This window comes from Mesorhizobium silamurunense, from assembly GCF_014843825.1.
Taxonomy (GTDB): domain Bacteria; phylum Pseudomonadota; class Alphaproteobacteria; order Rhizobiales; family Rhizobiaceae; genus Mesorhizobium; species Mesorhizobium silamurunense.
In genome coordinates this window covers 1-15537 of sequence record NZ_JHQR01000062.1, presented here as the reverse complement: position 1 = coordinate 15537, position 15537 = coordinate 1, and the positions used below count along the sequence as shown (strand labels likewise).

The window sequence follows — 15537 nt, the reverse complement described above, 5'->3', positions numbered from 1 at the left end:
TCCGTGGTCGCGATCTGAGTTCGGGTGATATGCGGCCTCGCCAGCTCATTCGGCTAGTTCAAAACGCCCCTGAACTCGCTCCTCGATCGCCTTCAGGAACTGGTCGGACGTCGATGTCCATCCAAAGAGTATCTGCACGAGCGTGATCGAGGCGTCATGATTGCTCCTTGAGGCGTCCCAAGCGATGGGCTCGCTGGTGCAATCCGTCAGCAGTATGCAGTGATAGTCCCTGAAGAAGGCATCCCGAATTGTCGATTCCACACACACGCTGGTCGTGCATCCTGTCACGATGAGGTGTTTGATGCCTGCGGTCTTCAGAACAGAATCGAGTTCGGTCTCGTAGAAACCGCTGAATCGCGTTTTGTAGAGGACGACATCCCCCGGCTCTGGCTTGAGGTCGTCAACGATATCTGTTCCCCAGGTGTCGCGGATCAGAATCCGGCTCTCGCTGCCATCCGGGGCTGTCATGCTCTCACCGACCCCAAAGATCTGGAGATGTCGGATACGGTTGGGGGCGTCCGATTTCCCAAGGTCCGAGAGGTCGGAATAATACCCCATTTTCAGATAGACGACGGGCACTCTCAAATCGCGAGCGGCCGCTATTACGCTGGCAGTAGGGCCGACAGCCCGTTGAATCCCGGAGATATCGATTCCAGCTCTGTCGAACATTCCACCTTTGGAGCCGAAGTCATTCTGCATGTCCACGACGAGAACTGCAGCGTTAGCAGTATCAATTAAAATAGGTTGAGGCTTCGCGTCGATGACAAGTGGATGCATTTTTATCCTCCCCCAGCATGAGGGGTCGCTCTTTGCGCCCTTGTCATCATGATCCGCCACCTACATCGCGTCAACAAAGGGGAGCTACATCCCTGCTTGGCGGACTAGAGCAGCGGTTACGTTCAAAACAGCTTTCCCGGCGACTATTGCCACATACTTCGAACCACGATGTCGAGCTTATGGGTTTCAACCCGGAACGCCGCAGATTGCCGAATGCATCCAACAGGAAGCTAGCTTGATGCCTCGCCCATTCCTTAGCGTCAGCAAGGACTGTGAATGTTCTGGTTAAAGGGGCAACGCCCTTCCTGCGAACCTGCACCTGATACTTGTCGCAGTGCTTCCGAATTCTGGCCATGACGAACCCTTTGCTGTGACCAGTTTGTGACCAGCAGCCAAATCAAGGGTCATTCGATGGGATTTGTTTTGATAGCTAAGCTATTGAAAAGCTATCAAAAACTGGATGGTGGGCGTGACAAGGATTGAACTTGTGACCCCTGCAATGTCAATGCAGTGCTCTCCCGCTGAGCTACACGCCCATCCGAAGCCGCGCATACACCATTTTTGGTCCGGCGCGTCAATAGCAGGAATTGTGAAAAGAAGCTCCGTTTTGCCGCACCGGCGGAAGCGCCGCCTGTGCGGAAAATATCTCAGGCCGCCTGAAGCATCTTCTCGACCTCGTTGACGAGGTCGCGCAGATGGAATGGCTTCGACAGCACCTTGGCGTCCTTGGGCGCCTTGGAATCCGGATTGAGCGCGACGGCGGCAAAACCGGTGATGAACATGACCTTGAGGTCCGGATCGATCTCGGTGGCGCGGCGGGCAAGCTCGATGCCGTCCATCTCCGGCATGACGATGTCGGTCAGAAGCAGCGAGAAAGGCTCCTCGCGCAGCCGCTCATAGGCGCTGGCGCCATTGTCGAAATCGCTTACCTGGTAACCGGCACGCTCCAGCGCCTTGACGAGGAACCGGCGCATATCGTCGTCGTCTTCCGCCAGCAGAATGCGTGCCATCATATCCCGTCCGAATCACCCGCCCCAAGCCTGCCGCCGGGCAAGCCCGTTAACCATCCTGTATATGAGGAGGAGACGGTAAACATCAAGTGAACATTGGCCTTGTCCCGCCCGCTTCGACTGTCCGTTTCGTGGGCTGAGATGCTGGACATGACGGGCGCAAGATGGCAGTTTTGCGTCATGATGCAGTGCTGTTTCCTGGTTCGTTCAAATTGAAGACGGCAGCCGAGGATTTTTCGGTCGTACCACCCTTCGAAATCCGATTGGGCGCCGAGCAACGCGTACCTTTCCTGTTCAATTCGCCGCATAGCGGCCGCCACTATCCCGAGCGCTTCCTGGCCATGGCGCGGCTCGACCGCAACGCCATACGCCGGTCGGAGGATTGCTATGTCGATGAATTGTTCGGCGGCGCCGTCGCGCTCGGCGCGCCGATGCTGGCGGCGAATTTCCCGCGCGCCTATCTGGACGTCAACCGCGAGCCGTGGGAACTCGATCCGCGCATGTTCGCGGAGCCGGTGCCGTCCTTCTGCAACATCCGTTCTGCCCGCGTCGCGGGCGGGCTGGGCACGGTGCCGAAGCTGGTAGGAGAGGGGCTCGACATCTATCCCGGGCGCCTGCCTCTGGCCGAGGCCGTGGGGCGCATAGAGGCCGTCTACAAGCCGTATCACGAGACGCTGAAGCGGCTGCTGACCAGAACCCATGCCCGCTTCGGCTATGCCGTGCTGATCGATTGCCATTCAATGCCGGCCAGCATCCGCGTCGGCGACAACGGGGCGCGGCCGGATTTCATCATCGGCGACCGTTTCGGCATTTCCGCGACCGCGGCTCTGACCGAGACGGCGATCGGCCTGCTGACGGGCATGGGCTACGCGGTCGCGCACAACAAGCCTTATGCCGGCGGCTTCATCACCGAGCATTACGGGCGGCCGGCGCGTCATCTCCACGCGCTGCAGATAGAGGTCAATCGCGGACTTTACATGAACGAGCGGACGTTCCAGAAGTCGGCCGGCTTCGACGCGCTTGCCGACGACCTGGCGCGGTTTTCGGCCGAGCTGATGTCGATGCCCGACCATAATTTCGTCGACCTGCCGCTCGCCGCGGAATGATCGCAACCCGACGATTCGCGGCTTAAAAAAAGACCGCGTCGTTTTCACGACACGGTCGAAGTCTAGGGAGGAAACGCCCAAGGAGGGCATGGACAGGATAAGCTGTCCGAGAACAAAACTATTGTGCGATGCACAAATGTCAATCGACTTCGGGCTTTTTTAATTCAATATGATGTGCAAATTCCGTTTCGGCGGCTGAGGTGTGACATTCGGGCAACAAATGCGCGGCGCCTGATCGGCCTTTGCGTCTTTGCTCCGGGCAGAAACGGCGGCTGCCGACGGCTGCCGCAATGGGGAGAGCGAGTTGGATATCAGTATTGATTTCATGCGGCGCATCGCGCGTGCCGCCGCGGCCGAGACCTTGCCGCGCTTCCGCAGCCAGGGCGAGGTCACCAACAAACAAGCCGAAAGCTTCGATCCGGTGACGGAGGCCGACCGCGAGGCCGAGCGGGCGATCCGGGCGCTTATCTCAGCGGAATACCCCGATCACGGCATCCTCGGCGAGGAGCATGGCAGCGAGAATATTTCGAGCCGGCATGTCTGGGTCATCGACCCGATCGACGGCACGCGCGCCTTCATTTCCGGCCTGCCGGTCTGGGGAACGCTAGTCGGACTGACGGTCGACGGCGATGCCGTCGCGGGCCTGATGTCGCAACCCTTCACCGGCGAGCTGTTCTATGCCAATGCGTCCGGCTCGCACTACGAAGGCCCGGGCGGCCCGCGCAAGCTCGCGACGCGCAAGACGACGGAGCTTTCGCAGGCGACGCTGTTCACCACCACGCCGGCGCTGTTCAAGGGCGAGGCGCGCAGCCGCTACGACCAGTTCGAGAAGCAGGTGCAACTCGCCCGCTACGGCACGGACTGCTACGCCTTCGCGATGATAGCGGCGGGAAGCGTCGACATTGTCGCCGATCCAGGCTTGAAACCCTACGACATCGTGGCGCTGATCCCGATCATCGAGAAGGCGGGCGGCGTGGTCACCACATTCGAGGGCGGGCCGGCGGAAAAGGGCGGCGACATACTGGCGGCGGCGACGCCGGAATTGCACGCCGCGGCGATGGCAGCGTTGCGCGGCTGAGCATCTCTAAAGCGCGTCGCGCTGAAATGGATTCAGCGACGCGCTTTAAGCCTTTGTTTTGATGCATGTCGTTATCCCAGAACCGCTACGCACTTCTGGGCGACGTGCATCAGGCGTTGGTGGACGAAGCGCCCGCGAGACGCAGGCCCCATAGGATGAGGGCGAAAGAGATCAGGCCGGTCGGCGCGGACGAATACCCTATCCCTTTGATCACGCCTTCCTGGAAGGCACTCCAATGGAAGGCTCCGGCCGCCAGCGGCATTGTCTCGTTGCCGGCCCCCCAGATGCTGGCCATTACATAGGCGGCCAGGATGGCCAAGGCCGAATAGATCAGGAACCAGAATGCAACCCGTGACATCGCGGCGCCGAGATTGAGCCTGGGCCACATGAGACCCAGCGCCAGCAGGAGAACGCCCTGCAGGCCGCTGAGCGTGTGCGCGGACAGTCCGAGCCGCGGCGCGGCGAGGTACGGGATCGCAAACCCTTCGAAGGACGAAAACAGCAGGAGGGCGACGCCGATCTGCAGCAGGCGATGGCCCTGACGCGATAGCGGGCTCGATGCGTTCATGTTCTCTCCTCCCGGTCCCTGTCGACTGGCGTATGACCTCCTGGACAGCAACCTAGCGCTCGGCGCCCGAACGGGAATAAGCCGAGGCGGCGAAGTTCGCCCATCGGTCGGGGAGCCACGCTGCGGACTGGCTCTCAGGACGGGCGTGCTGCCGAGCCGGTCAGGGGACGTCGCCGGTGCCCGGAATGAACGCATCGAAGGCCGCGAGCAACTGCTCGCGGAAAAGATCCTTCTCCTGCAGGATCTCGTGATGGGCGCCGTCGATCATCAACAGCGAGCCGACGCGCAGCCGCCTGGCATAGGCCTCCACCGCCTTGGTCGACACGACCTGGTCGGCGCCGGCGGCGACGATCAGCATCGGCACCCGGATCCTTGCCATGAAATCGGGATCGCTGACGGCTTCCGCGGCTTCGGCGGCGGCCTTCAGCCAGCGGATGGTCGGACCACCGAGACCCAACTGCGGCCAAGCCCTGTAGATGTCCGTGTTGCGCCGGTAGCGCTCCGGATCGGAGGTTACCTTGTTGATTTCGAAGGGCGTCGGCAATTTCGGACGCGGCCCCAAGGCGGCATAGAGGCGGCCGAGGCCCAGCGCGCAGAACACCGCGCAGACGCGCCGTATGGTGGTTATCGAAACTTGCAAGTCGGGCACGGCCAGGAAGGGCGCGATCAGCACCATGCGCCGCACCCGGTTGACCATCGACGGCGAGGCAAGCAGCGCAATCACCGCTCCGGTCGAATGGGCGAGAATGTAATAGGGGCCGCGGCAATCCGGCAGCACGATCTCCTCGAAGAACTGCTCAAGGTCGCCGGTGTAGTCGCAGAAGCTGCGGACATAGCCGCGCTGCCGGTCGCGCAGCAGGCGGCTGGAATCGCCCTGGCCGCGCCAGTCGAGGATGGCAACGCCGAAGCCGCGGCCGGCGAGGTCGCGGATGGTTTCGAAATATTTCTCGATGCACTCGTTGCGGCCGGTAAGCACCACCACCGTGCCCTGCAGCGGGCGGGCGACCGCAGCGAAGACGCCATAGCGGATCTTCCTGCCGTCGCGGGTTGGGAAAAAGCCACCGGCGGCATGCTCAGGCGGCGGATTGCCCTCGGTGTGGTGGAAAAGGTCCGTCATTCGGCGCTTCGTAGATTGTTCTTTGCCCGAACGGGCCAGGCGTTGCCATGGTGATAGACGGCCATGCGCCAAAAGCAAAGGCGTTGCGGGATTTGCGCGCGGCTTTCACCGAGCTCGAAACGGGGAAGGCCGGAAGCGCCTGCGGCGCGCTTCCGGCCTCTGTCGATCCGGGAGGAAGGGACGTTGCACCCGGTTCGGCCTCGTCGCGGCGCCCCGATCGAGGCGCCGCATGTCCGTATTCTTGGGCGCAGCCTAGCCAGGCCAGGCTGAACGGATGCCGAAGCCGCGGTTCATCTGGCGTTCATCGGGCGGAAAGATCGAAGGGAAGTTGATCGCGCGAAGTTCTTGAAATGGGCTTTTGCGCTTCCCAAATGGAGATTGTGGCCGCCGATGTCGGGGCCGCTGGCCTATCCGGAACGCCTTTCGAGGGTTTCGCACCGGGTCATACGCAAACCATGTTGCTCAACAGGAGAACACACCATGCGTCACGTTGATTTTTCCCCGCTTTATCGTTCGACCGTCGGCTTCGACCGGCTGTTCACCATGCTCGATACGCTCGGCCAGCCCGAGAGCGCGCAGACCTATCCGCCCTATAACATCGAGCGCACCGGCGAGAACGCCTATCGTATCTCGATGGCGGTTGCCGGCTTCTCGGAAGACGAGATCTCGATCGAGGCGCACCGCAATGTGCTGACCGTCAAGGGCGAGCGCAAGGAAGAGAACAACGGCGAGGGTTCCGAGTTGCTCTATCGCGGCATTGCCTCGAGGGCCTTCGAGCGCCGCTTCCAGCTCGCCGACCACGTCGAGGTCGAGGGCGCCACGCTGAAGAACGGCCTGCTCTTCGTCGACCTCAAGCGCAACATCCCCGACGAGCTCAAGCCGCGCAAGATTGCGATCACCTCGTCTTCGGACAAGGCCAAGCAGATCGAGGCCAAGGCTGCCGCGTAACCCGCGAGCTCCATCTGGAAATACGTCTCCCTCCCGAGACGAAAGCGGCGTCGAAAGGCGCCGCTTTTTTGTGCCATGGGCAACGGATCGTTCTGGCTCTTTTGGAGCCAGTATTGTCCTTCCATGAAGGGCAATGTCTGATTTTTCCCTGGCCCTCACCTGCACGGTTGCAATCACCTTCCTGCTGGCGGGGATCGTCAAGGGCGTGACCGGCATGGGCCTGCCGACGCTGGCGATGGGATTGCTGGGCACGGTAATGCCGCCGGTCGCTGCCGCGTCGCTGCTCATCGTGCCGTCTTTCGTCACCAATGTCTGGCAGCTCTTCGCCGGCCCGAGCTTTGCATCGATCCTGCGGCGACTCTGGCTGATGATGGCGGGCATCGTGATCGGCACCGTTATAGGCTCGCGGCTGCTGGCCAGCGACAATGTCAAATGGACGACCGCCGGCCTCGGCGCGGCATTGATCGCCTATGCCGCCTACAGCCTGCTGGCACGACAGCCCGCAGTTCCGGCGGGAGCCGAGCGCTGGTCTTCGCCGGTCGTGGGCTTCCTCACGGGGCTGGTCACCGGGGGCACGGGCGTCTTCGTGGTGCCCGCCGTGCCCTATATCCAGGCGCTCGGATTGAGCCGGGACGATCTCATCCAGGCGCTCGGCCTTTCCTTCACCGTCTCTACCATCGCGCTGGCGATAGGGCTCGCATCGCATGGCGCCTTCGAGCCTGGACATCTGGCGATGTCCTCGCTTGTCGTGCTGCCGGCCTTGCTTGGCATGTGGCTCGGGCAGGTCCTGCGGCAGCGGATCAGCCCGGCGGCATTCCGCCGCTGGTTCCTGATTTTTCTGATCCTGCTTGGCTCCGAACTGTTGCTGAGGCCCTGCCTCGCCTGATCATTCGGAGAGCAGTTGACCGAGACGATCGATCTCTCGCGTCGTGGTCGCGAAGCTTGCGACGAAGCGGTAGATCGCTTCACCGTCGCCGAGATGGCCGTCAAAACCCTGCGGCACGCCCCATTCATAGAATTTGGCGCCGGCGGCCTGCAGCTTTTCGGCAACCGCGCGGTCAAGGATGGCGAACACTTCGTTGGCCTGCGGCAGCCAGGCGAGCTTGCCTGCCGGCGAGTCCTCGATGGTCTCGGCCAGATGTGCGGCCATCGCATTGGCGTGGTGCGCCATCCTCAGCCACAGGTCGTCGCTGAGATAGGCTTCGAACTGGGCCGAGATGAAGCGCGCCTTGGAAAAAGTCTGACCGGCGCGCTGGCGCAGCAGGCGCAGGTCGCCGCCGACATCGGGGTTCAGAATCACCACGGCATCGGCCATCCAGCAGCCGTTCTTGGTGGCGCCGAAGGAGATGAGATCGACGCCGCTTTTCCAGGTCATTTCAGCAGGAGTCACGCCAGTCGCCGCGATCGCATTTGCAAAGCGCGCGCCGTCCATATGCAGTGGCAGCTTATGCCTGCGGCTGACCTCGGCGATCGCGTTGACGTCGTCGACGGTATAGACTGTGCCGACCTCGGTCGCCTGGGTGATCGTCACCGCCATTGGCTGGCCGGCGGGCGCAAGATCCTGCGAATAGCGCTTTATAGCCCGATCGAGAGCCTCCGGGTTCATGCGTCCCAGAGGTCCCGGGACCGGCGCCATGCGCGCGCCGCCGGTGTAGAAGCCCATCGCGCCGAATTCGTCGACATTCATATGCGCTTCGGAATGGCAAAGGGCGATGCCCCCGATACGGTTCAACGCCGCCATCGACAGCGCGTTGGCCGCGGTGCCGGTGGCGACGAAGAACACCTGAACTTCACGCTCGAAGACCTCGCTGAAGCGACGATAGACGGCGCGGTCCAACTCGCCGTCACCATAGGCGCTCGCGATGCCGGCCGCGTGGCGGGAAAGATTGGCCGAAATGTCGGGATGGACGCCCGCCCAGTTGTCGGATGCAAAGAACATCGAGAGGTCCGTATCGTGATTGGCAAAAGCGGCGCGACTTGACTGCTTTGGCGTCCGATGCGCAAGAGCCAATCATTGGCAAAGCTGTGAAGCCAGCCGGCGGCCGCACATGGTTGCGACCAAAGCTTACATTTCTCGATCCCGTCACGAAATTTTGTGTCGCGGCGAGGCCAAGATTTTTGTGAATCGGTCTTGTGCAGGCCCCCGAATTCTGCCATAAAAAATTTAGGACAGTAGTGCTGTCTTATTTTGTCGCACAAAACAGGCTGGACTGGCGTATCATCGATGCCATTCCGGCCATTGTCGCGAGCGGCGGGTAGACGGCTCCGCTCTGGCCTGTACGATACCGGATGCGAACCGGGCGTATGGCCGCATGGTTCGGCAAGAATTTCGCGAGACGTGCAGCAAGGATGAAGGGGAAGCATTGTGCTTCCCAAGGCAAACCAGCGCCCTAAGGGAAATCACCGCCAAAGGGTGCGGAACGGAGGACAGGACGATGACGGAACTGACGCGATCTGCGATCAACGGCCAGGCCGCGCAGACGAAAGCGGCAGTTGTCAAAAATCCGACTCGCGCGACCAACGGCCCGACTACCGGCTTGACCGCGCAAGGGCTCTATGATCCGCGCAACGAGCATGACGCCTGCGGCGTCGGCTTCATCGCCAACATGAAGGGCGTGAAGTCGCACCAGATCGTCGAGGACGGCCTGGCGATGCTGGAAAACCTCACCCATCGCGGCGCCGTCGGTGCCGATCCGCTGGTCGGCGACGGCGCCGGCGTGTTGGTGCAGATTCCGGACCACTTCTTCCGTGAGGAGATGGCGGCCAAGGGCGTCGAACTGCCCCCCGCCGGCCAGTACGGCGTCGGCCACTGGTTCATGCCGCAGGACGCGGCCCTTCGCGCCCATATCGAGGACATCATAGCCGAATCGGCGCAGTCGGAAGGGCTGCCGCTCATCGGCTTCCGCGACGTGCCGGTCGACAATTCGTCATTGTCGAAGGCGCCGGAGATCGTCGCGTCCGAGCCGTTCCATCGTCAGGTGTTCATCGGCCGTACTGCCGACATTCCGGACGACGAGGAGTATGAAGCGAGGCTCTATCTCCTGCGCAAGGTTATCTCGGGCCGCATCTATGCCGAGAATGACAACAAGGACATCGGTTCCTACTGCGTGTCGCTGTCGGCGCGCACCATCGTCTACAAGGGTATGTTCCTCGCCTACCAGGTCGGGGCCTATTACAAGGACCTCAACGACCCGCGTTTCGAGACGGCGCTGATCCTCGTCCACCAGCGCTTTTCGACCAACACGTTCCCGTCATGGAAGCTGGCGCATCCCTACCGCATGGTCGCGCATAACGGCGAGATCAACACGGTGCGCGGCAACAACAACTGGATGGCGGCGCGCCAGGCCTCGGTCGATTCCGAGCTGTTCGGCAACAATATCTCGAAGCTGTGGCCGATCTCCTATGAAGGCCAGTCGGACACGGCGTGCTTCGACAATGCGCTCGAGTTCCTGTTCCAGGGTGGCTACAGCTTAAGCCACGCCATGATGATGCTGATCCCGGAAGCCTGGGCCGGCAACAAGCTCATGGATCAGGACCGCAAGGCCTTCTACGAATACCATGCAGCTCTGATGGAGCCGTGGGACGGGCCGGCGGCAGTCGTCTTCACCGACGGACGCCAGATCGGCGCGACGCTCGACCGCAACGGTCTGCGGCCGGCGCGCTACATCGTCACCGACGACGACCGCGTCATCATGGCTTCGGAAGCCGGCGTGCTGCCAGTGCCGGAGGAAAAGATCGTGCAGAAGTGGCGACTGCAGCCCGGCCGCATGCTGCTGATCGATCTTGCCAAGGGCCGCATCATTTCCGACGAGGAGATCAAGTCGGAGATCGCGACCAGGCACCCCTACAAGACCTGGCTCGCCAACACGCAGCTCATCCTCGAAGACCTGAAGCCGGTCGAGCCGCGGGCGCTGCGCAAGGACGTCAGCCTGCTCGATCGCCAGCAGGCCTTCGGCTACACGCAGGAAGACACCAAGCTTCTGATGGCGCCGATGGCCACCACCGGCCAGGAAGCGGTCGGCTCGATGGGCACCGACACGCCGATCTCGGCGATGTCGGACAAGTCGAAGCTGCTCTACACCTATTTCAAGCAGAACTTCGCCCAGGTCCCCACCCCGCCGATCGACCCGATCCGCGAGGAGCTGGTGATGAGCCTGGTGTCCTTCATCGGGCCGCGGCCGAACATCTTCGATCTGGTCGGCACGTCGCGCCGCAAGCGGCTGGAAGTGCGCCAGCCGATCCTGACCAATGGCGATCTCGAAAAGATCCGCTCCATCGGCCACACCGAGGACCGTTTCGACACCAAGACGATCGATATCACCTATGGCTCGAACGAGGGCGCGGCCGGCATGCAGGGCGCCATCGACCGGCTCTGCGAGCGGGCCGAGGCGGCGGTCGCCGGCGGCTACAACATCATCATCCTGTCCGACCGCCAGGTCGGGCCGGACCGGATCGCCATTCCCGTGCTTCTCGCCACCGCGGCGGTGCACCACCACCTGATCCGCAAGGGCCTGCGCACTGCGGTCGGGCTGGTCGTGGAATCCGGCGAGCCGCGGGAAGTGCATCATTTCTGCTGCCTGGCCGGCTACGGCGCCGAGGCGATCAACCCTTATCTCGCCTTCGACACGCTGCTCGACATGCACAAGCGCGGCGAGCTGCCGGAAGAGGTCGACGAATATGAAGTCGTCTCCCGCTACATCAAGTCGATCGGCAAGGGCATCCTCAAGGTGATGTCCAAGATGGGCATCTCGACCTATCAGTCCTATTGCGGCGCGCAGATCTTCGACGCCATCGGGCTCAAGTCGGATTTCGTCGAGAAATACTTCACCGGCACCGCGACGCTGATCGAAGGCGTCGGGCTGGACGAGATCGCGACCGAGACGCTCAGCCGTCACACAGACGCCTTCGGCAACGACCCTGTGCTGCGCAACAATCTCGAGGTCGGCGGCGAGTACATGTTCCGCATGCGTGGCGAGGCGCATATGTGGTCGCCGGACGCGGTTGCGACCTTGCAGCATGCCGTGCGCCAGGGCTCCTGGGACACGTTCAAGGAATATTCGGCGCAGATCGACAGCGCGACCGCGCGCGCGCAGACCATACGCGGCCTGTTCAAGATCAAGTTGGCGGAAGAGACCGGCCGCAAGACGGTCGCGCTCGACGACGTCATGCCGGCGGCCGAGATCGTCAAGCGCTTCTCGACCGGAGCGATGTCCTTCGGCTCGATCTCCAGGGAAGCGCACACCACGCTGGCGCGCGCCATGAACACCATCGGCGGCAAGTCGAACACCGGCGAGGGCGGCGAGGAGGCCGACCGCTATCTGCCGCTGCCCGGCGGCGGCAAGAACCCGGAACGCTCGGCGATCAAGCAGGTGGCGTCGGGGCGGTTCGGCGTGACGGCGGAGTATCTGGTCAATTCCGACGTCATGCAGATCAAGGTGGCCCAAGGCGCCAAGCCCGGCGAGGGTGGCCAGTTGCCCGGCCACAAGGTCGACGCCACCATCGCCAAGGTCAGGCATTCGACGCCCGGCGTCGGCCTGATCTCGCCGCCGCCGCATCACGACATCTATTCGATCGAGGATCTGGCGCAGCTGATTTATGACCTGAAGAACGTCAATCCGGCGGCCGACGTCTCGGTCAAGCTGGTGTCGGAGGTCGGCGTCGGCACGGTCGCGGCGGGCGTCGCCAAGGCGCGCGCCGACCACATCACCATCTCCGGCTATGACGGCGGCACCGGCGCTTCGCCGCTGACCTCGCTCAAGCATGCCGGCAGCCCGTGGGAAATGGGCCTTGCCGAAACGCATCAGACGCTGGTGCTCAACGGCTTGCGCTCCCGCGTGGCGCTGCAGGTCGACGGCGGCCTGCGCACCGGCCGCGACGTCATCATCGGTGCGCTGCTCGGCGCCGACGAGTTCGGCTTCTCGACCGCGCCGCTGATCGCGGCCGGCTGCATCATGATGCGCAAGTGCCACCTGAACACCTGCCCGGTGGGCGTGGCGACGCAGGACCCGGTGCTGCGCAAGCGCTTCAAGGGCACGCCGGAACACGTCATCAACTTCTTCTTCTACGTTGCGGAAGAGGTGCGTGCGCTGCTCGCCGAAATGGGCTTCACCCATCTCGACCAGATCATCGGCGACACCGACCTTCTGGAGAAGCGCGACGTGATCCAGCATTGGAAGGCGCGCGGACTCGACTTCTCGAAGATGTTCTTCAAGCCCGATGCGCCGCACGAGGCGCTGCACTGGACCGAACGGCAGAAGCATCCGATCGACGACGTGCTCGACCGCAAGCTGATCGAGCTGGCGAAGCCGGCGCTCGAAGCCAAGCAGCCGGTGACCATCGAGCTGCCGATCCGCAATGTCGACCGCTCCGCCGGCGCGATGCTGTCGGGCGAAGTGGCCAAGCGCTTCAAGCACAAGGGGCTGCGCGAGGACACGATCAGCGTCAAGCTCACCGGCACGGCTGGCCAGTCCTTCGGCGCGTTTCTCGCGCGCGGCGTTTCCTTCGAACTGGTCGGCGCCGGCAACGACTATGTCGGCAAGGGCCTGTCGGGCGGCCGCATCGTCATCCGGCCGCCGGAAGAGGCCAAGATCATAGCTGCCGAATCTATCATCGTCGGCAACACGGTGCTCTACGGCGCGACCGAGGGCGAGGCCTATTTCGCCGGTGTCGCCGGCGAGCGCTTCGCGGTGCGAAATTCCGGCGTCGTCACCGTCGTCGAAGGCGTCGGCGACCATGGCTGCGAATACATGACCGGCGGCATCGTCGTCGTCATCGGCAAAACGGGGCGCAACTTCGCCGCCGGCATGTCGGGCGGCGTCGCCTATGTGCTGGACGAGAGGGGCGATTTCGCCGAGCGCTGCAACATGGCGATGGTCGAGCTGGAGCCGGTTCCGGAAGAGGACGACCTGATGGAGAAGCTGCTCCATCACGGCGGCGACCTCGACCACAAGGGACGCGTCGACGTCTCCGGCGACATGACCAGCCACGACGAGGAGCGGCTCTATCAGCTGATCTCGAACCACGTCCATTACACGGGCTCGGTGCGCGGCCGCGAGATCCTCGACAACTGGGCAAGCTTCCGGCCGAAATTCCGGAAAATCATGCCGGTCGAGTATCGCCGCGCGCTGATCGAGATGGAACGCATGCGCATGAGCGTGGCGGCGGAATAGGCTTCGGGCATGGCCGGGGGAGATAATGCCCCGGCCGGCATCCTCACCAACAATCCTGACCTCGGAACCAAGGTTGCCACGGCGGCCTTATGAGGTTAACGGGTGCGCCGACAAGCTAGGCATTCGAGCGTGCCTTCGGACAGCAGGGACTGGACTATGGGCAAGGTAACAGGGTTTCTCGAAATCGACCGGCAGGTGCACAAGTACCAGCCTGCCTCGGATCGCATCCGGCACTTCCGTGAATTCACGCTGCCGATGTCGGACAAGGAGGTCGAGAAACAGGCGGCGCGCTGCATGGATTGCGGCATTCCGTACTGCCATGGGCCGACCGGCTGCCCGATCCACAACCAGATCCCGGACTGGAACGACCTCGTCTACAACGGCGACTGGGACAGCGCGATCCGCAACCTGCATTCGACCAACAATTTCCCGGAGTTCACCGGCCGCATCTGCCCGGCGCCGTGCGAGGAAGCCTGCACGCTGAACCTCGAGGACATTCCGGTCGCCATCAAGACGATCGAGCAGGCGATCGCCGACAAGGCTTACGAGACCGGCCACATCCGGCCCTATCCGCCGGAGAAGAAGACCGGCAAGCGCGTCGCCGTCATCGGCTCCGGGCCGGCAGGAATGGCCGCCGCCCAGCAGCTCGGCCGCGCCGGTCACGACGTGCATGTCTATGAGCGCGAGAGCCGGCCGGGCGGACTGATGCGCTACGGCATTCCCGACTTCAAGATCGAGAAGCATTACATCGACCGCCGCATCGAGCAGATGCAGGGCGAGGGCGTGACTTTCCATTGCGGCGTCAATGTCGGTGTCGACAAGCCTGTTGCGGAGCTCCTCGCCGAGTACGACGCCGTGCTCTATTGCGGCGGCTCGGAAACGCCGCGCCCCGCCAACATTCCGGGCGACGATCTCAGCGGCGTCTACGATGCGATGCCCTATCTGGTCCAGCAGAACCGCCGCGTCGGCGGCGAGCCGATCCAGTCGGTGGCCTGGCCCTCGCATCCAATCATCGCCGGCGGGCAGCATGTGGTGGTCGTCGGCGGCGGCGACACCGCGTCCGACTGCATCGGCACCGCCTTCCGGCAAGGCGCGGTCCGCGTGACACAACTCGACATCCGTCCGCAGCCGCCGGAGAAGGAAGACAAGCTCGCTGTCTGGCCTTACTGGGCGACCAAGATGCGCACATCCTCCTCGCAGGCCGAAGGCGCCGAGCGCGAATTCCAGGTGGCGACGCTCGAATTCATCGGCGAGGACGGCCAGCTGACCGGCGTCCGCTGCTGCGAGGTCGACGAGAAGCGCAAGCCTGTTCCCGGCACCGAATTCGTCATACGTGCCGATCTCGCCTTCATCGCCATCGGCTTTGCCGGTCCGGTGAACGACAGCGTGATGAAGGAACTCGACGGGCAGATAAAGGTCGTCACCGACAGTCGCCGCTCGAGGAACGTCGAGGCCAACGACCGCGACTACAAGACCAGCGTCGACAAGCTCTACACGGCGGGCGACGTGCGCCGCGGCCAGTCGCTGGTGGTGTGGGCGATCCGCGAAGGCCGCCAGGCGGCGCGCGCGATCGACGAAGCGCTGATGGGGTCGACGGTACTGCCTCGTTAGCGATTGATTGCCGTGGTCGTGTCCGACGATGCGGTGGGCGTCTTCGGCGGCCAGGAGAAATCGTCGGCGCGGCCGGGCGAGGCGGCGGGCGCCTTGCCTTCGACGGTCAGCTTTTCACCCGGCAGGTTCGGATCGGCCTTGGCGGGCGGCGCG

At 63.2% G+C, this 15537-nt stretch carries 11 protein-coding genes, 1 tRNA gene and 1 pseudogene; 6 read left to right on the top strand and 7 right to left on the bottom strand.

The features are described 5' to 3' along the window. Positions 1–45: 45 nt before the first annotated feature. The 3 genes from DH10_RS07160 to cpdR form a co-directional block, all read right to left on the bottom strand. Positions 46–837: a cysteine hydrolase family protein gene (locus DH10_RS07160; RefSeq protein ID WP_343221487.1), complete on the bottom strand. Its 792-nt coding sequence runs from the start codon at positions 835–837 to the stop codon at positions 46–48. 401 nt (positions 838–1238) lie between these two features. Beyond that, a tRNA-Val gene (locus DH10_RS07155) sits at positions 1239–1313 on the bottom strand. A 111-nt stretch (positions 1314–1424) separates the two neighbouring features. Continuing rightward, positions 1425–1787 carry a cell cycle two-component system response regulator CpdR gene (gene cpdR / locus DH10_RS07150; protein WP_006199474.1) on the bottom strand — a complete coding sequence of 121 codons (363 nt, stop codon included), beginning with the start codon at positions 1785–1787 and terminating at the stop codon, positions 1425–1427. Between the two features lie 164 nt (positions 1788–1951). Between cpdR and DH10_RS07145 the strand changes: the two genes are divergently transcribed. Continuing rightward, complete coding sequence (locus DH10_RS07145; protein ID WP_192252355.1) at positions 1952–2893, top strand: N-formylglutamate amidohydrolase; 942 nt, start codon at positions 1952–1954, stop codon at positions 2891–2893. Positions 2894–3197: 304 nt separating this feature from the next. Then, complete coding sequence (gene hisN / locus DH10_RS07140) at positions 3198–3971, top strand: histidinol-phosphatase (protein ID WP_192252358.1); 774 nt, start codon at positions 3198–3200, stop codon at positions 3969–3971. A 109-nt stretch (positions 3972–4080) separates the two neighbouring features. Here hisN and DH10_RS07135 read toward each other — a convergent pair whose 3' ends face one another. Together DH10_RS07135 and DH10_RS07130 are read right to left on the bottom strand one after the other, a co-directional pair. After that, a complete protein-coding gene (locus DH10_RS07135; protein WP_192252361.1) occupies positions 4081–4539 on the bottom strand; it encodes a hypothetical protein in 459 nt (152 codons plus the stop codon). A 160-nt stretch (positions 4540–4699) separates the two neighbouring features. Further along, the gene (locus DH10_RS07130) at positions 4700–5656 is read right to left on the bottom strand and encodes an alpha/beta fold hydrolase (RefSeq protein ID WP_192252364.1); all 957 of its coding nucleotides are present in this window, start codon (positions 5654–5656) and stop codon (positions 4700–4702) included. A 480-nt stretch (positions 5657–6136) separates the two neighbouring features. Between DH10_RS07130 and DH10_RS07125 the strand changes: the two genes are divergently transcribed. Continuing rightward, positions 6137–6604 (top strand): Hsp20 family protein, encoded by a 468-nt coding sequence (locus DH10_RS07125; RefSeq protein ID WP_192252367.1) that lies wholly within the window; start codon positions 6137–6139, stop codon positions 6602–6604. Positions 6605–6737: 133 nt separating this feature from the next. Continuing rightward, positions 6738–7490 carry a sulfite exporter TauE/SafE family protein gene (locus DH10_RS07120; protein WP_192384562.1) on the top strand — a complete coding sequence of 251 codons (753 nt, stop codon included), beginning with the start codon at positions 6738–6740 and terminating at the stop codon, positions 7488–7490. On the opposite strand, the gene DH10_RS07115 is transcribed toward DH10_RS07120, so the two are convergent. Next, the gene (locus tag DH10_RS07115) at positions 7491–8543 is read right to left on the bottom strand and encodes a threonine aldolase family protein (RefSeq protein WP_192252371.1); all 1053 of its coding nucleotides are present in this window, start codon (positions 8541–8543) and stop codon (positions 7491–7493) included. A 496-nt stretch (positions 8544–9039) separates the two neighbouring features. Between DH10_RS07115 and gltB the strand changes: the two genes are divergently transcribed. Together gltB and DH10_RS07105 are read left to right on the top strand one after the other, a co-directional pair. Beyond that, on the top strand, positions 9040–13773 hold the full coding sequence (gene gltB / locus DH10_RS07110) for a glutamate synthase large subunit (protein WP_192384561.1): 4734 nt from the start codon (positions 9040–9042) through the stop codon (positions 13771–13773). A 156-nt stretch (positions 13774–13929) separates the two neighbouring features. After that, positions 13930–15384, top strand: coding sequence for a glutamate synthase subunit beta (locus tag DH10_RS07105; protein WP_192384560.1), 1455 nt, complete (start codon positions 13930–13932; stop codon positions 15382–15384). On the opposite strand, the pseudogene DH10_RS36705 reads toward DH10_RS07105, so the two are convergent. Then, positions 15381–15537: pseudogene (locus tag DH10_RS36705) on the bottom strand (DUF459 domain-containing protein); the annotation flags it as partial. The gene DH10_RS07105 and the pseudogene DH10_RS36705 overlap by 4 nt on opposite strands.